Source organism: Streptomyces fuscichromogenes (assembly GCF_014645815.1).
In the GTDB taxonomy this organism is placed as follows: domain Bacteria; phylum Actinomycetota; class Actinomycetes; order Streptomycetales; family Streptomycetaceae; genus Streptomyces; species Streptomyces fuscichromogenes.
Window position 1 is genome coordinate 262,971 of sequence record NZ_BMML01000005.1, and the last position, 18,123, is coordinate 281,093.

Genomic DNA, 18,123 nt, shown 5'->3' on the forward strand with positions numbered 1-18,123 from the left:
ACGAGGAGAGAGTCATCGTGAGCGGAGCCACGGGCGCCGGATCGGCCGGTACCTCGACGGGTACGGAGGCGGACGGCGGCGGCCGTGGCTCCGCCGCGTCCGACGGGGGCGGTGCGGCGCCGCAGCAGGCGGACACGCACACGACCCAGCTGAAGGCGATCAAGGCGCCCGTGAAGGCGCCTGTGCCGGACGCACAGGGATCGCAGGGGGGATCTGTGACCGACACCCGACGACCGGCCGGGGCGGGCGACCGGCCGGCGCCCGCGCAGCCGCCGCAGCAGGGGGCTTCCCCGCTGCCCGGGGAACGGCGGGCCGAGCAGCCCACCGAGCCCTACCACCCGCCGCAGGCCTACCCGGCGGCACCGGCCGCACCGGCCGCCCAGGCGCCCTCGGGAGCCGTACGACGGCCGCGCGGCGGTGCCCCCGCGCGCACCGCCCCGCGCACCCGTAAGGCCCGGCTGCGGGTCGCCAAGGCCGACCCCTGGTCGGTGATGAAGGTCAGCTTCCTGCTCTCCATCGCGCTGGGCATCTGCTCGGTCGTGGCGGCGGCGGTGCTGTGGATGGTCCTGGACGCGATGGGCGTGTTCTCGACGGTCGGCGGCACCATCTCGGAGGCGACCGGTTCCAACGAGTCGAACGGCTTCGATCTCCAGTCGTTCCTCTCCCTGCCGCACGTCCTGACGTTCACTGCGGTCATCGCGGTCATCGACGTCGTCCTCGCGACGGCGCTGGCAACCCTCGGCGCGTTCATCTACAACCTCTCCGCGGGCTTCGTCGGCGGCATCGAGCTGACCTTGGCCGAGGACGAGTAACCGGAGTTCAAACCTCTCCTGACGCTCCCCCGACAACCGATTTTGGGACTGCCCCGGTCGTGCGCTAATCTTCAGGAGTCAGCGCGCGGGACACACACCGCAGAGCGCGGCGGGGCTATAGCTCAGTTGGTTAGAGCGCATCCCTGATAAGGATGAGGCCACAGGTTCAAATCCTGTTAGCCCCACCAGCATGAAGACCCCCGGTCCGGATGGATCGGGGGTCTTCGGCGTTCATGGGGTGTGGTTCCCGTTCGAGGGCATGAAAAGGCCCGATCGCTGGCGACGGGGGATGCACCAGCGACCGGGCTGCGGCCAGCCTAACAAGGTGGCCTGTGCGGTGGGAGTCAACTTCTCAGCCGTCGTGAGCAGTTGTGATCGGGATCACTCAGATGCGGTCATCGGTGGGGGTGGATCAGGTGTCGCAGGGCGGGTCGTAGGTGAGGCGGGGGAGGTACTCGCGCCACCTGGCGGGCGTCAGGACGTTGCGGGTGACCGAGCAGATGCGGGTGACCGCGCGGTCGACGTCCAGGCTCCAGAGCCGGACCGTGTCGGCGCCGCTGGAGACGCCCAGCATGTTGCTCCGCGGGCTGAAGGAGAGGAAGTTGCCCGTCTTGGCGTTGGGGCTCATGGACTGGCCGATGGGGTGGGCCGAGGCCGGGGACGACACGTTCCAGAGGCGGACCGTGTTGTCGTTGCCGCCGCTGGCCAGGGTTCCGCCGTTCCGGCTGAAGGTCAGGGAGACGACGGCCTCGGTGTGACCGGTGAGGACCCCGCCGAGCAGGGTCGCGTGCGCGGGATCGGAGACGTTCCACAGCCGGACCGTGTCGTCGTCGCTGCCGCTGGCCAGGGTATGTCCGTCGGGACTGTAGGCGAGGGTGTTGATGGGGCCCAGATGGCCCTTGAGAGGCTCGCCCAGGGCCCTGGCGCGGGTCCGGTCGGAGACGTTCCACAGGCGGACCGTGCCGTCCGCGCTGCCGCTGGCCAGGGTTCTGCCGTCCGGGCTGAAGACGAGCGCGTTGACGTAACCGGTGTGGCCCCTGAGGGGCTCGCCGAGGCGCTCGGGGTGGGCCGGGTCGCTGATGTCCAGGAGCTGGACCGTGCGGTCGTCGTAGTCGGCGGCCACGGTGCGTCCGTCGGGGCTCAGCGCCAGCGCCTCGGCGCCCGCGTACCGGGTGTTCAGCCGGACCGGCGCGCCGTACTGGGCGGGGTGCGCGGGGTCGGAGACGTTCCACAACTGCACCCAGTTGACGTTGTTCTCGCCGGTCAGGACGACCAGCGTGCGGCCGTCGCGGGTGAACACCATCGAGCGCAGGTCCCGCCACCCCGTCCGGAACGGTGTGCCGAGCGCGGTGGGCCGGGCCGGGTCCGTGATGTTCCACAGCCGCATCCTGCTGTCGCCGCCCCCGGTGGCCAGGACGCGGCCGTCCGGGCTGAACGCCCCCGCGGCGCCGATCATGTCCGAACCCGGGATCGACCACAGCCGTACCTTGCCGTCCCCGCTGCCGGTGGCGAGGGTGTGTCCGTCGGGACTCCAGCCGACGGCGTACATCTCGCCGCTGCTGCCCGCGAGCGGCTCGCCCACCTGGGAGGGGAAGGCCGGGTTGTCGACGTTCCACAGGCTGGCCGTGGAGTCCGCGCTGCCCGCGGCGAGCATGGAACCGTCGGGGCTGAAGGCCACCGACCAGACGGGCCCGGTATGGCCGGTGAGCGGCCCGCCGAGGGCCTTGGCGTGTGCCCGGTCCGCGACGTCCCACAGCCGTACGGTGTCGTCCGAGCTGCCGCTCGCGAGGGTACGGCCGTCCGGGCTGAAGGCCACCGAGTGCACGGTCCCGGTGTGGCCGGTCAGCTGAGCACCGATACGCTCGGGGCGCCGGGGGTCGGAGACGTCGTACAGGAGGATCGAGCTGTCGTCGCTGCCGGCCGCGAGGGTGCGGCCGTCGGGGCTGAACGCGATGGAGCGCACGGCCCCGGAGTGGCCGTTGAGGGTGCCCAGCGAAGCGGGGTGGCGCGGGTCGTGCACGTCCCACAGCCGGACGGTGCGGTCCTCGTCGGCGGTGGCCAGGGTACGGCCGTCCGGGCTGAAGGCGACCAGGTAGACGGTGCCGTCGTGGCCGGTCAGCGGGGAGCCCAGGGAGGTGGGGTGCCGCGGGTCGGAGACGTCCCACAGGCGTACGGTGCCGTCGTCGCCGGCGCTGGCCAGCGTCCTGCCGTCCGGGCTGAAGACCGCGCTGGAGACCCAGCTCGTGTGGCCGGGCAGGGGCTTGCCCAGGGCCTTCGGCCGGGTCGGGTCGCTGACGTCCCACAGCCGGACCGTGCGGTCGTAGGAGGCGGTGGCCAGGACCTTGCCGTCGGGGCTGAAGGTGGTGAGGTAGACGGCGCCGGTGTGACCGAGCAGCGGGGTGGCCAGCGGGGCGTTGACGATCGATATCAGACGGTTGTTGGAGCCCTCGTCGTCCGGACGCAGACCGTGGGCCACCAGGTCGAGCTGGGCGGACAGCGACGGGTCCGAGTACTGGAAACGGTCCGCCTCCGCGACCACCTGCTCGAACACCGCGTCGTCCCGCTGCTGCCGGGCGATCACGGCGGAGCCGGCGGCCAGTACCGCGAGCACGACCAGCGCCGACACGGCGGCCCGGCTGAGCCACACCGTGCGCCGGCGCAGCCGTACCGAGGCCGCCAGGAACTCCACCGCGCTACGGGTCAGGAAGGTGTCACCGGCCGACTTCGTCCAGGTGTGGGCCTGTTCGAGCCGTGAACCGCGGTAGAGCAGCGCGGAGTCGTGGCCCGACTCGTCCCAGGCCCGGCCGTCCTCTTCCAGGCGCTGGCGCAGCAGATTGCCGTTGCGGTCCTCGTCGAGCCACTCGCGCAGCCGGGGCCAGGCATGCAGCAGCGCCTCGTGGGTGATCTCCACGGTGTCGGCGTCCAGGGTCACCAGGCGGGCCCGGACCAGGGCTTCGAGGGACTCCTCCGTCTTGTTCGGGTCGCTGGACTCCGCGGCCAACTGGCGCCGGGTACCGCGTCTGCGGGTCGCCTGGGTGTCCTCGCCGAGCCGTACCAGGCGGAGCAGCAGCAGCCGCGCGGCGGTGCGGGCGGCCGGGTCCAGGCTGGACCAGGCGCGCTCGGCGGTCGCGGCGACCGCGCCCTGGATGCCGCCGGCGGCCCGGTATCCGGCCAGGGTCAGCCGGCCCCCCTTGCGGCGCTGCCAAGTGGCGAGCAGGGCATGGGAGAGGAGCGGGAGGACACCGGCGTCATGGGCGCCCCGAGGGCCGTCCGCGCTCACCTCCCGGACGATCAGCTCGGCGAGGCCGGGTTCCAGCTCCAGCCCCACCGCCTTCGCCGGGGAGGTCACGGCCTCACGCAGCTCTGCGGTGGTCAGCGGGCCGAGCACCATGTGCCGGTGCTGGAGCGCGTCGGCCAGCTCGGGGTAGCCGAGGCACTGTTCGTAGAAGTCGGCGCGGATACCGAGGACGACCAGGGCGGGGGCCGGTTCGCCGGTGGCGGAGGGGGTGCTGGCCGCGTGCAGGAGCTGGACGAAGGTGTGCCGGTCCGCCTCGTCGGTGCAGAGGGTGAAGGTCTCCTCGAACTGGTCGACGATCACGACAGGGCGGACCGGACCGGGGTCTGAAGGCTGCCATGTTTCACGTGAAACACCGACTGCCGTCCTGGCCACGGTCGGCACAGGCTCGGCTTCGCGTCGGGTCCAGGTCCTGATCGCCTTGCGTACGGCGTCCGGGGCGTCCGTCAGTCGGGGCAGGTCGGCCAGCTCCGGTATTCGACGGGTGAGCTCCTTCACCGGGTCGGCACCCGGGACGAGTTGGAGGATGTGATGCGGGTGGCCCTCCTCGTCGGCCAGGGCGCCGTTCTGCAATGCGGTGACCAGGCCGGCGTTCAGCAGTGAGGACTTTCCCGCCCCCGAGGCGCCGACCAGCATCACCAGACCGCCCCCCGTCTCCGCGGAACGGAGCTGGGCGACGAGCGCATCGGTGCTGCGTTCCCGGCCGAAGAACCAGCGGGCGTCTTCAAGGCGGTAGGAGGCCAGCCCCCGGTAGGGGCAGACGCTGTCGACCGGTGGTGGCTGTTCCGTCTCCTCGGCAGCCTCCGGCGCGGGCAGCTCGCCGACCGGGTCGGCCACGGCCCGCTCCCACAGCTTCTGCCACTGGGTCATGTCGTAGAGCCCGCCGGACACCGGCACCGGCTGGGCGCGGCGCGCCTGCGGGATCAGGACCTGGAGGACGGCGGAGAGGGCGACGAACTGGGCGGGTACGTTCTTGGCCCGGCGCCAGTCGCTGATCCGCTGGGCGGAGACCCGTACGGGGCGGCCTCGCTCGTCGACGCGATGCAGGCGGTCGACCGCTTCGGCGACCCGTTTGAGCGGAGGATTACCGGCCTCCCTGTACAGCAGCGCGAGGCGTTCCGCGAAGGCTGTGCGTGCCCCTGCATCGGGACCCAAGGCTCTCCACCCCTTACTTCCTCCGCTGCCGGACATCCGGACCGGAAAACTCACTTTATACGGCTGACCTGCGACGAAGCCCTGGACCGGGCGTCCCGCCCTCCTCATACGGGCTCCTTGACTGGCAGGATTTCGTCGCAGCAACGCGGTGATCGGGTGTCGCCCCGACCGGCCGACCAGCTCAGCAATCGCAGAGACAGCTCACGGCACCGCACGTTCTCGGTCACCTTCGACCGGCGTCCCTTTGCCGGAGTGGCCGTACGACATGAGCTGCTTCCGCGCACTGGGCAGGCCTCCGGCCTCGGTGCGCGGTCCGATACCACCCGCGCCGTTCGGCACCGGTCCCCACGTGGGGAGGGACCAGTGCCGAACGGCACGGGTTCACGTCCAGCCCGCGGTGCGCGCCGCCTCGACCGCGCGTTCTTCCGTGTCGTCGGCCTTCGCGTTCAGCGCCGTGTCCTGTCCCGCCGCCGTGCCGCCGGCCGCCCTCGCGGCCGCCTGGGACGCTGCGAGGGCGGCGCGCAGGGCCGCCGTTGTCCTGGCACGGTCGTCCGGGAAGTCGGCCGCCTGCGCGACTATCTGGGTGGCCACCTGGGCGGCCAGCGCCGCGGTGGCGGCGGCGTTACGGGCGCAGCGGGCGTCCGCCGCCGGGTCGGGTGCGGTGTCGGCCAGGGCGGCAAGTGACTGGGCCGACAGCCGAAGCGCGTTCGCGGCCCGGCCCATCGGGCTCGTCGGCACGGTCTGCGCTGCTTCGGGGGCGATCCCCGCGTGACGGCAGGCGGCGACCGCGCGCTCGTAGGCGCTGTGGGCGCGGGCCGCGTGCAGCTTTCTCAGGGTGCCCGCGGAGGGGGAAGCGTCGGGGGACTTCGAAAGGTCGGTCATGTGGCTTTGCCTCCTCGGTGGGAGTGCCGTGCTGCGGTGGTGGGTCGCTGCGGGTGCGTGGGGGCTGGTCGCACAGTTCCCCGCGCCCCCAGAGCGGCGCCTGCGCCCCCGGAGCGGCGGCTGCGCCGCCGATCAGAGGGCACCTCGGCTAGCCGAACAGGCCCAGTGCCGCGTCCACCGACCAGCTCTGCCAGCTCATCGCGAACAGGCCGACCGCCGAGATCAGGGCCATCATCAGGTTCTGCCCCTGTTCCGCCCAGTCGTGGATCATGAGGACCAGGTAGACCAGGTTGAGCAGGAACCCGGCCACCAGCGCGATCGGGGTGAGGAAGCCGGAGACCAGGCCGAGGCCCAGGGCGAGCTCCGCGTACGCCACGACGTAGGCCATCAGCCGGGGGCGGGGTGCCACCACGGTGTCGAAGCCCCGCCGGACCACCGGCCAGCGATGCTTCTCCGCGACACCGGCCGCCCACCGGATGCCCCCGCCGCCGAACCACTGCTTCTTGTCCTTGTGCCGCCAGCTCTCCAGCCACCACAGACCGAGTCCGATGCGGAGCACCGCGAACCATTCGGCACCGCTCAGCAAGGCTGATCGCATCCCGCACCCTCCCCGGATTCCCGAACACACCTGACGGACCGTCAGTTCAGCGGAAGGCGGCACGCGTCGCAAGAGGGTGGGGGGAGTGAACTCCGAGCGGCCCAGGGGAATCCCTGGAGCTCCGGGGAGCGCCGGGGAGCGCCGGGCGGCTCCGGGCGGCTCTGAGGGAGCGCGGAGGTTCTCGGTGGGGGCGCGTGCGGGGAGGTGGGGCGGGGTCGCGCATCGAGGGAGGGGCGGGTGGTGCGGGTGGTGTGCGCGGTGCGGTGGGCCTTGCTGGTGCAGGCTCCTGGGCCTAGCCTGAATGCCGACGGCTTATCTGATGGACCGTCAGATAAATTCGGAACTCCGCAGGCAGCAGGGGGTAGGCATGGCAGAGAACGCGACCGGTACCCAGGATCTGCCGAGGGTGATCAGCGTGGACGACCACGTGATCGAGCCCGCGCACCTCTTCGAGCGGTGGCTGCCGGCCAAGTACCGCGACAAGGGGCCCAAGCCCTTCACGGCCGGCATCGGTGAACTCGCCTACGTCGGCGGCAAGTACCGCTTCACCACCGACCCCGAGGGCCAGACCACCGACTGGTGGGAGTACGAGGGCCTGCTCTTCCCGTACAAGCGCATCATCGCGGCCGTCGGCTTCTCCCGGGACGAGATGACCCTCGACGGCATCACCCGGGAACAGATGCGGCGCGGCTGCTGGGACCCCAAGGCCCGCCTGGAGGACATGGACATGAACCATGTCGAGGCCTCCCTCTGCTTCCCCACCTTCCCGCGCTTCTGCGGGCAGACCTTCGCCGAGGCCGAGGACAAGGAGGTCGCGCTGGCCTGCGTCCGCGCCTACAACGACTGGATGGTCGAGGAGTGGTGCGGGGACAGCGGCGGCCGGCTGATCCCGCTGTGCCTGATCCCGCTCTGGGACATCGACCTGGCCGTCGCCGAGATCCGGCGCAACGCCGAGCGGGGCGTCCGGGCGGTCACCTTCAGCGAGATCCCCACCTACCTGGGCCTGCCGTCCATCCACTCCGGCTACTGGGACCCGTTCTTCGCGGCCTGCGAGGAGACCGGGACGGTCGTCAACATGCACATCGGCAGCAGTTCGCAGATGCCGGCCGCCTCCCCGGACGCCCCGCCCGCCGTCCAGGCCTCGCTCAGCTTCAACAACGCCATGGCCTCGATGATGGACTTCCTCTTCTCCGGGGTCCTGGTGAAGTTCCCCCGGCTGAAACTCGCGTACAGCGAGGGCCAGATGGGCTGGATCCCGTACGCCCTGGAGCGCGCCGACGACGTCTGGGAGGAGCACCGCGCCTGGGGCGGGGTGAAGGACCTGATCCCGGAGCCGCCCTCGACGTACTACTACCGGCAGATCTTCTGCTGCTTCTTCCGCGACCGGCACGGCATCGAGGCGATCGAGACCATCGGAGTGGACAACGCGACGTTCGAGACGGACTACCCGCACGTCGACTCGACCTGGCCGGAGACCAAGCGGGTGGCCCAGGAGCACGTGGGCGGCCTGGCCCCGGAGATCGCCTACAAGCTGCTGCGCGGCAACGCGATCCGGATGCTGGAGCTGCCCTTCAAGTAGCCGGTTCAGCGGGCCGCCCGGTGGGCAGGGGACCTTCCATGGAGGTCTCCGTCGATGCCGATGTCTGTTACGGGTCGGGTGAGTGTGCCTTCCGGGCACCCGCTGTGTTCGGCTTCGAGGACGGGTACGGTTTCGTCCTGCCCGGACGGGAGGCGTCCGGGGACGACGACGAACTGGTCCGGGACATCGCCGAGCGCTGCCCGTCGCAGGCGATCCGGATCGACGGCCGAAGGGTCACCGACTAGCGGATGAGCACCGCCCGCACCGAACCCAGAGAACTCATCGAACTCACCGAACTGACCGAACTCCTGGCCACCCTCGGCCGCCGCTACGTCCGCGACTTCCCGGGCCCCTGGGGCAAGACCTTCGTGGCCCGCGCGCTCAACGCCTACCTGCGCGACCACCCCCGGCGGCGTGTCGTCGAGACGCTCTCCGGCGCCCGGTTCGCGGTCGACACCCAGGACCTCATCCAGCGCTACCTCTACCTCTTCGGGGTGTGGGAACCGCACATGACCCGCTGGCTGTGCGGCCGGCTGGCGCCGGGGGACTGCTTCGTCGACGTCGGCGCCAACATCGGCGTCTTCAGCGTCCTCGCCTCCCGGCTCGTCGGGGAGCGGGGCCGGGTCGTGGCCGTCGAGGCCTCCCCCGCCTTCCACCGTCGCCTCGAACAGCAGAGCGATCTCAACGGCTGCCGGAACATCCGCGCGGTCAACGCCGCCGTCTCGGACGCCCACCGCACCCTGACCTTCGTGCTCGCCAGCTCCCGCAACATGGGCGCCAACAGCATCGTTCCGTGGGACGGCCCGGCCGAGTCGAGCTTCGACATCGAGGCCGTGCCGCTGCCCGAACTGCTCCGGCCGGAGGAGATCGAGACCGCGCGCGTCATCAAGATCGACGTGGAGGGTGCCGAGGGCGCCGTGGTGCGCGGGCTCGCCCCCCTGCTGGAGAAGCTGCGCCCGGACGCCGAGATCACCGTCGAGGTCACCCCCGACCGGATGGCCCAGCTGGGCGACTCCGCGGACGACCTGCTGCGCACCATGACCGACGCCGGCTACCACGTCTACCGGCTCGCCAACAGCTACGCGGCCGACAGCTACCCCCGTGCCCTGTACGGCGAGCCGGTGGTGCCGGTCCGCTGGGACCGCCCGGTGACCGAGGAGAGCGACCTGGTGTTCTCACGACTGGACGCGGCGACGCTGGGCCCTGCCGGGTAGGTAGCGGGGGCCGCCGGGTGGATGCCGGGCCCTGCCGGGTTGGTGGCGGGGCCCCCGGACAAGTGCCGGGCCCTGCCGCGTGGGGCCCGGCGTCGCCGGGTGGGTGCCGGGCTTCGCCGGGCAGGTCAGCCGTACCGCCAGCCGAGCTCTGCCAGTGCGCGTGCCCGGGCCGCGACGACCGCCATCCGGGCCTCCCGTTCCACCGGGTCGGTGTGTGCCGGGCGCCCGGTGACCTGGCCCTCCCACTTGCGGTAGAGCAGCCCGGCCCGCGCCGAGAACCAGCCCCGGCTCACGGCGTCGAGGGCCAGCAGCAGCCCGGTGTCCTCGGAGGCGGGCAGCGCCATCCAGCCGCCCAGGGCGAGCAGCAGCTCGCGGCGGACGAAGAGGGTGGCCGGGTGGACCTGGGCGCGGAAGCCGTTCGCCGCCCAGTGGCCGAGCACCGTCCCGCGCTCGACCGGGCCCTCCGCCGGGTCGCCCGGGAAACCCGCCGTGGAGCCGTCCGGCAGCAGGTCCAGGGCCCGTGAGGTGGCCCAGCCAAGGTCCGGGCGGCCCTCCAGCGCGGCCAGGTCACGGGCCAGCGCACCCGGCGTGAGCTGGTCGTCGGCGTCGAGGACCTTGACGTACGGGCCCTCCGCGCGGGCCAGCGCGAGGGTGCGCGCGACCCCGGGACCACCGGCGCGGCCCCGCCGGAACGACACCCGCGCGTCCTCCGGTACCCAGGCGCGGACCTCGCCGCCGGCCGCGCCCTCGCCGCCAGCTACGCCCCCGTCGCCCCCGCCGTCTCCGCCGTCTCCGTCCTCCTGGATCAGCCACCGCCACTCCCAGCCGTCCGGCAGCCGCTGTTCGCACAGCGACCTATAGGCCTCGGGCAGGAAGCGGGCCGACGGCGCGTGGACCGCGGTGACGACGGTGATGCGCCGGATCACGGCAGCGCTCACCACCTTTCCAGGCGTGTGGTGAAGAGCAGCTCGGTGCGGTCACCGGGGAGCGTGACGGTGGTGATGTCCACGATGCGGTCGTGGATGTCGTACGACGTCTTGCGCAGCAGGATCACCGAGGTGCCGGCCGGCAGGTCCAGCTCCCGGGCCTCCTCGGGCGTCGGCGGGCGGGCGGTGAAGCGCTCCTGGACGCGGTCGACCTCGATGCCGACGGTGTGGAGCTGGTTCTGGGTGCCGCCCGGCCAGGGTTCGTTGGTCTCGTCCAGGAGTTCCGGGTTGGCCGCGATCAGGCCGCGGACCAGGTAGGACGTCACCAGACTGAAGGGGGCGCGCTCGGCGGTGTGCCGGGTCCGGTAGGTGCGCTCGAGCAGCACGGTGCCCTCCGGCACCCCGAACGCGTCGGCGAGGTCGCTGGGCGCGGTCAGCTCGCGGTAGCGGGCGAAGAAGACCAGGTCGTCGATGACCAGACCGGTCTCACGCTCGGTCGCGCCGGTCTGGGCCCGGGTGGCCTCCGGCATCCGGGCACGGTCCTTCTCCCACTGGTGCCGTTCGTTGTCGCGGGTCGCGCGGGTGCGCGGGCGGCGCACGAAGGTGCCGCTGCCGTGCCGCTTGTCGATCAGACCCTCGGCGCTCAGCAGGCGCAGCGCGTTCTGGACGGTGGGGACGCTCCGGCCGTGGTACCGGGCCAGCTCCGCCTCGGAGGGCAGCCGGGCGCCGGGCTTGAGCTCGCCGCTCCGGATGGCGCGGCGGAGGTCGTCGGCGATCTCCTCGTAGGCCTTGGGCACATGATCAGCCTACGACTCCTTAAGAGGAGTTGATGAGTCGAGGGGCCGAGAGGCCGCCGAGTCATGGATGCGCCGAGTCATGGATGCGCCGGGCATGGATGCGCCGGGTCATGGATGTGCCGGTCATGGATGTGCGGAGGCCCGCGGCCGGTTCCCGGTCGCGGGTCTGTGTCGCAGTAGGCGCTGGTACGTACGCAAGTCGCCCTTGCGCCGTTGCGTCCGAGCCGTCTGTACCGGTGGGGTCAGCAGTCGAGCGGTGCCGCCGGGGGCTCGGCCGGGGTCTCCGACTCGGTGGTGTCCAGGGGGTGCTGCCGGCAGCTGGGGGTCTTGCCGTGGGCCTCGGCCCGGATCCGCTGCTTCATCGTGGGTGGCAGGGACCTGGCGTGGGACCAGAGCCAGTGGCTCTGTGCCGGAATCGTCACCCGGTCCGTGCTGTGGTCGTCGCCGGTGCTGTTGCGCGGGGTCTCGGTCTGCGGTACCGCGGCGGCGGTGGCGGCGGAGACGAATCCGAGCGCCGTGCACAGCGCGAGGAAGGCGGTGACGATGGCGGTCCACAGCTTCATGACCTTGGCGTTCCGGGCCATGGCCCCTCACTTTCGGGTTGGGCGATTTGCGTACTTTCCTCATGATGTGTATGGGGGTCGCGAAGTGGGGGACGTCAACCCGCGGCGCGTCGATGTTCTGATGAACACCACTCGGACGGGTGCATGGGGCGGGAAAAATCGCAAGAAAGGTCCATGAAGGGAGCCGAGAGGGAGCAAAGTAACCGTCCGTGGGGGTGTGATCACCCTCCGATCGGAGCGGTCCGACCCAGTGCAACGCCTTGTGGCGGACCGGAGTTGGGGTCGGATGCCAGGTCACCGATCGATATCGGTCGGTGTGTATAGTCGGGCGCCAGAGGTCCCCTACGTCAAGGAAGAGACGAGGTCGCGCGGTGAAGAAGCTTCTCCTGGTCGCACTGGCCGCCATCGGCGGGCTCCTCGTGTACCGCCAGATCCAGGCGGATCGCGCCGAGCAGGATCTGTGGACGGAGGCGACTGACTCCGTGCCCACGGGTTCGTGAGTACCGACCACAGACGACACTGAGACCCCGGCCGCCCGAGCGGTCGGGGTTTTGCGTTTCCGCGGTTTTGCGTTTCCGCGCGCGGGGCCGTGGTGCCGGTGCGATGCGGGCGTTTCGGACGGTCGTGCGGATCGCCGGGTGGCGCGGGGGCGCGCGGGGCAGTATGGGGGCCGGCCGGTCCCGGACTCCGGGTGCCCGGCGAACGACGGCTGGTGGACGACGGCGGGGGAACGACGGCTGGGGGCGCGCGTGATACGGCGGTGGTGCACGGCGGCACGACGGGGCATCGGCGTGACGGCCGCGCTCGCACTGACGGCGCTGCTGCCGGCCTCCACGGCTTCCGCGCTCTCCGCGGGTTCCGCGGGTTCCGCGGGTTCCGCGGCCGCCGCGGACGGTGGCAGCGGATACGCCTTCGCCGCCGGCGCCCGCACGGTCACCGGAGCGAAGGGCACCACGGACGCCGTACCGCTGGAGCCCGGCACGACCTACCGCAGCACCCTGCCGGAGAAAGGCAAGATCTACTTCCGCCTCGAACTCGCCGCCGACACCACGGCCTACGTCCCCGTCACGGCCGTTCCCCCCTCCGACGCCACGGTCTCCGCCAGCGACGGCATCGAGGTCTCGGTCGAGGACGACAACGGCACCGCCTGCGACTACAGCAGCGCCCGCTTCGGCGCCGGGCTCAGCCCCCTGCCGGTCACGGCGCTGGGACACCGGGACGCGGGCAAGGCGCTGTGCCAGGACGCCGGCACCTACTACGTGGTCGTCGAGCGTGTCGTGTCCGGCTCGCAGACCACCTCCCCGGGCAGCTGGGACCTGGAGATCGCCCCGGTCACCGAACCGGCCCTGGCCGGGGCCGGGGCCGACGCCACCAACGCCCCCGGGGCCTGGGACTCCGCGTCACCCGAGCCGCTCACCGGAACCGCCCGCCGCCGTACCGCGGGCGCCGGTTTCAGCACGGCCCGCACCCTGGACCAGGGCGTCTGGCAGACCGACATCACGCCCGGCCAGACCCTCTACTACGCCGTCCCGGTCGACTGGGGCCAGCGGCTCCACGCCACCGTCGACCTCGGCAGCACCAGCGGTGACGCCCATGGCTATGTCGGCGCCGCCCTCAACCTCTCGCTCTACAACCCGGTCCGCGGCTACGTCGACGACGTCTCCCTCGGCTACGACGGCACCCAGAAGTCGTCCTCCCTCACCGTCCTGCCACCGGTGACGTACGCCAACCGGTACGCCGTGCCCGGCGCGGAGAACTCCGTCCGCTTCGCCGGCGCCTACTACCTCGTCGTCCACCTCACCGGGCAGACCGCGGACACCTTCGGGCCAGGACCGTACGGCGTCACACTCCGGGTCCGCGTCGACGGCACCCCGAACTCCGGCCCCACGTACGCAGGTTCGCCGGTCCCCAAGGGTGTCTTCGACGTGTCCGCGGACCGGGGGAGCCTCGGTGCCGCGGTCGGCGGCGACGGCACGGCGATGCGGGCCCTCGCGGTCGGCGGCATCGGTACGGGCACGGCCCTGCTGCTCGTCCTGGGCGTGTGGACCCTGACCGCCCGGCGCGCTCAGATCCGGGCCAACGCCCAGAAGCCGACGGCGTAACAGGCCAGCGCGAGGAGAAGGATGGGCACGGCCGCCCTGGCGGGAGGACCGGGCCGCCGCGCCCGTCGCCGACGCCGCCCGTGGGTGCGGACCGACGGCGACGGCGGTGTCTGCGGGTCACGCGCGGTGTAGGTGGCGGTGGTACCGGTGTCCGGCTGGGCCGGGGGGAGTGGCTGGGCGGGCGGCCACGGGGTGTGGGGCTGGGGGACCTGCGCGGCGGCCCGCCGCGGCACCTGCTGCTCGGCGTGCGACGGGTACGGCGGGTACGGCGGTGTCGGCTCGGGCCGCACCGCGGCGGGGACCGGGGTGACCGGCCCCTGGGGCGGGGGGAGCCGGAAGCTGCCGGTGTCGGACATGGCGGCGGGAGCCGAGGGGGTTCCGGCACCACCGGCAGCACCGGCAGCACCGGCACCACCGGTGCTGCCGGTGCTGCCGGTGCTGCCGACAGGGAACCCGTCGATGCTCCCCGCCCCGGTTGCCGCCTCAGGACCCGTATCCGCGCTCGCGCCCGCCTCTGCCGCCGCCCCCGTCCCTGCCGCGGTACTCGGCGTCGCCGTACCGCCTTCCCGCGCCTCTGCTCCTGCCCCCGCTCCCGCTCCCGCTCCCGTTCCCGTCGCGGTCGTCGCGGCCGTACCGGCCGTACCGGCCGTTTCCGTCCCGGGCACCTTCCGTACCGGGCCTTCCGGCCCGAACCCCGCGGGCAGCGGGCCAAGTTGATCGAAGATCTCGATCAACTCGTCGTCGGCGTCCGTCTCCGGGAGGAGTTCCCTGGCCTCGGCCAGGGCTCTGCGGGCCCCGGTGGCCGTGTGGAAACGGGCCCGGGGATCGGGCTGGAGAAGGCTGGCGACGACCTGCCAGAGCGGATCCGGGATGCCCTTGGGCGCTCCCGGGGTGCCGTGCTCGGCGAAGTGCTGGACGAGCGCCTTGGCGTCGGGTTTTGCGCCCTCCAGGAGATACAGGGCGACCAGGCCGACGGCGAACAGGTCGGCCGTGAAGTCGGGCTCGGCGCCGAGGAGTTGCTCGGGAGCGATGTAACCCGGCGTACCGACAACGAGGTTGGTCTCGGTGAGCCGGGCCTCGCCCAGCCGCATGGCGATGCCGAAGTCGGACAGACGCAGCCGTGGACGGCCGGTGCCGGTCGCCTCCAGCAGGATGTTCGCGGGCTTGACGTCCCGGTGGACCACGTCCTCGGCGTGCACCGCGGCGAGCCCGGCGAGCAGTTGGTCGAGGAGGGTGCAGACGAACGCGGGGGGCAGCGGGCCGTAGTCCCCGACCAGGTGCACCAGCGAGCCGCCGGCGACCAGGTCCATCGTGAACAGGACCTTGTCGTCGTCGGCGGCCCAGCTGGCCGGAGCCAGGACATGGGGATGGTCGATGCGCAGGGCCTGTTCCCGCACGAAGCGCAGGAGCGCGTGGGCGTCGCTCTGCTGGAGCACCTTGGCCGCCACATAGCGCTTGCGCCGGTGGTCCCAGGCGCGCCAGACGGCGCCCACTCCGCCATGACCGATCGGGTCGGCCAGTTCGTACCGGCCCGCGAAGACCTCACCCATGACTGCCCGTAGCCCTCCCCCTCTGTCCCCCTGCCCACCCCCTGCCTGTTACCCCCCTTGCTTCCCCCTGATGAGCGATACGACCCCTCTCGCGTGTCCCCTGCTGCCAGGACCAGGCCCCGCCCGGTTCACCGGACCCCCTCCGGTGTGCCGGGCGGTGGCTCAGCTCTGGTGCGACTGGTAGTGCGTGACCGCGTCCGAGGTGCGGCCGGCACCGTAGACCCGGAGGAACTCCGCCAGCTCAGGGTGGCTCGGAGCGAGCGTGTCGGCCGCGTCGATGATGTCACCGGCGGCCGCGACCGAGCGCAGCAGCGACTGGATCTCGCGCACCACCCGCTTGACCGTCGGCGCCCCCGAACCGCTCGTCGTCTGTGTGGTGTTGCTGAGCACCGAGCCCCCCTGGGACTTCTTGATCTCGTCCATGCGCTCGGTCGCCTCGGCCGCGCTGACGCTGCCGTCCGCGACCTGTGCCGCCAGGTCCTGGAGCAGCTGTACCCGCTGGACCACGGCCGGGTTTCCGATCTTCGCCCGCTGGCCGCTCATCAGCTGCGACAGCATGGGCGCGGACAGTCCGAGAACCGCCGCGAGACGTGCCTGGTTGAGCCCCAGGTCGTCGATGAGCTTACGGAAGAGCGCCCCCAACGGCTCTCCGTACCAGTTCCGCTGCAGCTCCCGCGCTCTGGCGGTGGCTTCCTGCTGTGCGGCGTCCATTGCGTCTCCCCATCGCTTCCCCAAAAAAACCACGGTTCGCTACAGCGAACCCCGTCGAGCATCTTACGGAGAGTGGTCATCTGCGGGGACCCCCAATCTTTTTGCGAGGTACGGGGGGTGACCCGGTACTCTGGTGTGCGGCACCGACCCTGCGGATCTATCGCTTGGCCGGTCGCTTCCCGTACGGGGCCTTAGCTCAGTTGGTAGAGCGCCGTCTTTGCATGGCGGATGTCAGGGGTTCGACTCCCCTAGGCTCCACAAAAACCCCTCTGACCTGTGTAAACGTGGTCAGAGGGGTTCTTTTTTCGCTCTTGCGGTCAGTGCTTGAGGTCAGACGCGCGGTTTCACGTGAAACGGCGTAGGACCCGCCGGGCTCAGCGGTTCTTGTCGTCCCGGGAACGGGATCCGTGCTCCTCCGCCTCCTTGGCCTGGACCTCGGGGTCGAGGGAGGAGCTGCCGTCCACCGAGCTGAGCCGGGCCGTATCCGAGACCTCGGTGGCGGCCGGCGGCTCGACCAGCCAGTCGGGGTTGGCCTGCTTGTCCCACCACTTCCAGGCGGCGAAGGCCGCACCGGCCAGTACGCCGACCACGGCGAACGCCTTGAACGCACGGCCGCACGTCGAACGCCGCTGGTTCCGGCGAGCCAGCCTCTCGATGTCCTCGGCCGAGACATTGCCGCGCAGCGCGGCCAGCGCGGCGGCACCCCGCGCGGTGGCCTCCTCGCGGACCGGACCGGCCGCCGCCACCGCCTGCTCGATCCTCGGACGCGAGTAGTCGGCGGCCTGCCGGGCCGCCTTGCGCGTCAGGTCGGCGGCGTCGTGCGCGGCCTGGTCCACCTTCGGTGGTACATGGGTGCGGGCCAGCTCCAGGCGCGGCACGAGTCGGGCGTCGTACTGGACGCGGGCCTGCTCGGCGGCCTGCGACACCACGGGCGCGAGCCGTACGCGTGCCTCCTGCGCGTAGTACGCGGCACGCTCCTTGGCCGTGTCGGCGTAGGGCGCCACCGCTTCCGCGGCGTGCCGCACGCTGTCCTTCGCCGAACTGGTCGCGGCGCGCACGCTGTCTTTGCGGGTCACGGGTTTCCTCCTCCTCGGTGGCGTACGGTATTTCGACTTTCCACCCTTTTACGGATCATGCCTGTTCGCGGGCCGGGCGGCGCGCGAGGACGGGCATACGGGTGCAACCAGAGCTAAGAGGGGCTTGTCGACGACAATGCCACGGATCGCCGTCGCGCGCCCCCGCATCGCAGAAGGGGTTCCGCAAGTGATTGGTGAGGATCCGGGTCCGGAAACTCCGGGCGGGCGTCGGACCTGCCGTACCGTGCGAGGATCGGGGGTACTGAATCCGAGCACAAACGGAAGGCGGACCGTGGCCGAGCACCTCTACGCCACCCTGAAGACCAGCCTCGGCGACATCGAGGTCCGGCTCTTCCCGAACCACGCGCCCAAGACGGTCAGCAACTTCGTCGAACTGGCGCAGGGTGAGCGTGAGTGGACCCACCCGGACACCGGCACGGTCTCCACGGACCCGCTCTACGACGGCACGGTCTTCCACCGGGTGATCAGCGGTTTCATGATCCAGGGCGGTGACCCGGTCGGCACCGGCATCGGTGGTCCGGGCTACAAGTTCGAGGACGAGTTCCACCCCGACCTGCGCTTCGACCGCCCCTACCTGCTCGCCATGGCCAACGCCGGCCCCCGTACCAACGGCTCCCAGTTCTTCATCACGGTCAACCCCGCTCCCCACCTCAACCGGAAGCACACCATCTTCGGCGAGGTCGTCGATCCGGCCGGCCAGAAGGTCGTGGACAGCATCGCCGCGGTCCCCGTCAGCGGCCCCAACAAGCGACCGGTGAACAACGTCGTCATCGAGACCGTCGTGGTCGCCAGGCGCGCCGACTGAACGGGTTCGAAAGGGAAGCACCCGAAGGGAACCAAAC

The 18,123-nt window shown here is 71.6% G+C and carries 16 protein-coding genes and 2 tRNA genes; 9 read left to right on the plus strand and 9 right to left on the minus strand.

The features are described 5' to 3' along the window. The first annotated feature begins 17 nt into the window (after window positions 1-17). Both IEZ11_RS13060 and IEZ11_RS13065 read left to right on the plus strand, forming a co-directional pair. Entirely contained in the window at window positions 18-812 is a 795-nt protein-coding gene (locus IEZ11_RS13060; RefSeq protein WP_189262857.1) for a DUF3566 domain-containing protein, read from the plus strand. 111 nt (window positions 813-923) lie between these two features. Next, window positions 924-1,000, plus strand: a tRNA-Ile gene (locus IEZ11_RS13065). A gap of 224 nt (window positions 1,001-1,224) precedes the next feature. Here IEZ11_RS13065 and IEZ11_RS13070 read toward each other — a convergent pair. The 3 genes from IEZ11_RS13070 to IEZ11_RS13080 all read right to left on the minus strand — a co-directional run bounded on the left by IEZ11_RS13070 (window position 1,225) and on the right by IEZ11_RS13080 (window position 6,742). Next, window positions 1,225-5,298 (minus strand): nSTAND1 domain-containing NTPase, encoded by a 4,074-nt coding sequence (locus IEZ11_RS13070; protein ID WP_189263080.1) that lies wholly within the window; start codon window positions 5,296-5,298, stop codon window positions 1,225-1,227. A 345-nt stretch (window positions 5,299-5,643) separates the two neighbouring features. Continuing rightward, a complete protein-coding gene (locus IEZ11_RS13075; RefSeq protein WP_189262858.1) occupies window positions 5,644-6,144 on the minus strand; it encodes a hypothetical protein in 501 nt (166 codons plus the stop codon). Between the two features lie 148 nt (window positions 6,145-6,292). Further along, on the minus strand, window positions 6,293-6,742 hold the full coding sequence (locus IEZ11_RS13080) for a DoxX family membrane protein (protein WP_189262859.1): 450 nt from the start codon (window positions 6,740-6,742) through the stop codon (window positions 6,293-6,295). A gap of 367 nt (window positions 6,743-7,109) precedes the next feature. On the opposite strand from IEZ11_RS13080, the gene IEZ11_RS13085 reads away from it, so the two are divergent. The 3 genes from IEZ11_RS13085 to IEZ11_RS13095 are packed head-to-tail and all read left to right on the plus strand — an operon-like array spanning window position 7,110 to window position 9,535. After that, window positions 7,110-8,321 (plus strand): amidohydrolase family protein, encoded by a 1,212-nt coding sequence (locus IEZ11_RS13085; protein WP_189262860.1) that lies wholly within the window; start codon window positions 7,110-7,112, stop codon window positions 8,319-8,321. A 38-nt stretch (window positions 8,322-8,359) separates the two neighbouring features. Next, a complete protein-coding gene (locus IEZ11_RS13090) occupies window positions 8,360-8,566 on the plus strand; it encodes a ferredoxin (protein ID WP_189262861.1) in 207 nt (68 codons plus the stop codon). A gap of 3 nt (window positions 8,567-8,569) precedes the next feature. Continuing rightward, a complete protein-coding gene (locus IEZ11_RS13095; RefSeq protein WP_189262862.1) occupies window positions 8,570-9,535 on the plus strand; it encodes an FkbM family methyltransferase in 966 nt (321 codons plus the stop codon). 125 nt (window positions 9,536-9,660) lie between these two features. On the opposite strand, the gene IEZ11_RS13100 is transcribed toward IEZ11_RS13095, so the two are convergent. The 3 genes from IEZ11_RS13100 to IEZ11_RS13110 all read right to left on the minus strand — a co-directional run bounded on the left by IEZ11_RS13100 (window position 9,661) and on the right by IEZ11_RS13110 (window position 11,842). Next, complete coding sequence (locus IEZ11_RS13100; protein WP_373294900.1) at window positions 9,661-10,473, minus strand: glycosyltransferase; 813 nt, start codon at window positions 10,471-10,473, stop codon at window positions 9,661-9,663. After that, window positions 10,470-11,258, minus strand: a complete 789-nt coding sequence (locus IEZ11_RS13105) for a GntR family transcriptional regulator (protein WP_189262863.1) — start codon at window positions 11,256-11,258, stop codon at window positions 10,470-10,472. Before IEZ11_RS13105 ends, IEZ11_RS13100 begins: the two co-directional genes overlap by 4 nt. A gap of 242 nt (window positions 11,259-11,500) precedes the next feature. Then, window positions 11,501-11,842 (minus strand): DUF6344 domain-containing protein, encoded by a 342-nt coding sequence (locus IEZ11_RS13110; protein ID WP_189262864.1) that lies wholly within the window; start codon window positions 11,840-11,842, stop codon window positions 11,501-11,503. Between the two features lie 350 nt (window positions 11,843-12,192). Between IEZ11_RS13110 and IEZ11_RS50750 the strand changes: the two genes are divergently transcribed. Further along, window positions 12,193-12,321: a DLW-39 family protein gene (locus IEZ11_RS50750; RefSeq protein ID WP_003999697.1), complete on the plus strand. Its 129-nt coding sequence runs from the start codon at window positions 12,193-12,195 to the stop codon at window positions 12,319-12,321. 291 nt (window positions 12,322-12,612) lie between these two features. After that, window positions 12,613-13,923, plus strand: coding sequence for a hypothetical protein (locus tag IEZ11_RS13120; RefSeq protein ID WP_229712990.1), 1,311 nt, complete (start codon window positions 12,613-12,615; stop codon window positions 13,921-13,923). Here IEZ11_RS13120 and IEZ11_RS13125 read toward each other — a convergent pair. Beyond that, the gene (locus tag IEZ11_RS13125) at window positions 13,887-15,473 is read right to left on the minus strand and encodes a serine/threonine-protein kinase (protein ID WP_189262865.1); all 1,587 of its coding nucleotides are present in this window, start codon (window positions 15,471-15,473) and stop codon (window positions 13,887-13,889) included. The two genes, IEZ11_RS13120 and IEZ11_RS13125, sit on opposite strands and share 37 nt — an antisense overlap. A gap of 162 nt (window positions 15,474-15,635) precedes the next feature. Beyond that, window positions 15,636-16,184 (minus strand): helix-turn-helix domain-containing protein, encoded by a 549-nt coding sequence (locus IEZ11_RS13130; RefSeq protein ID WP_189262866.1) that lies wholly within the window; start codon window positions 16,182-16,184, stop codon window positions 15,636-15,638. 185 nt (window positions 16,185-16,369) lie between these two features. On the opposite strand from IEZ11_RS13130, the gene IEZ11_RS13135 reads away from it, so the two are divergent. Beyond that, window positions 16,370-16,442: transfer RNA gene (locus IEZ11_RS13135), tRNA-Ala, on the plus strand. A gap of 116 nt (window positions 16,443-16,558) precedes the next feature. Here IEZ11_RS13135 and IEZ11_RS13140 read toward each other — a convergent pair. Further along, on the minus strand, window positions 16,559-17,260 hold the full coding sequence (locus IEZ11_RS13140) for a DUF5324 family protein (protein WP_189262867.1): 702 nt from the start codon (window positions 17,258-17,260) through the stop codon (window positions 16,559-16,561). Window positions 17,261-17,552: 292 nt separating this feature from the next. On the opposite strand from IEZ11_RS13140, the gene IEZ11_RS13145 reads away from it, so the two are divergent. Beyond that, on the plus strand, window positions 17,553-18,086 hold the full coding sequence (locus tag IEZ11_RS13145; RefSeq protein ID WP_229712991.1) for a peptidylprolyl isomerase: 534 nt from the start codon (window positions 17,553-17,555) through the stop codon (window positions 18,084-18,086). The last annotated feature ends 37 nt before the right edge of the window (window positions 18,087-18,123 follow it).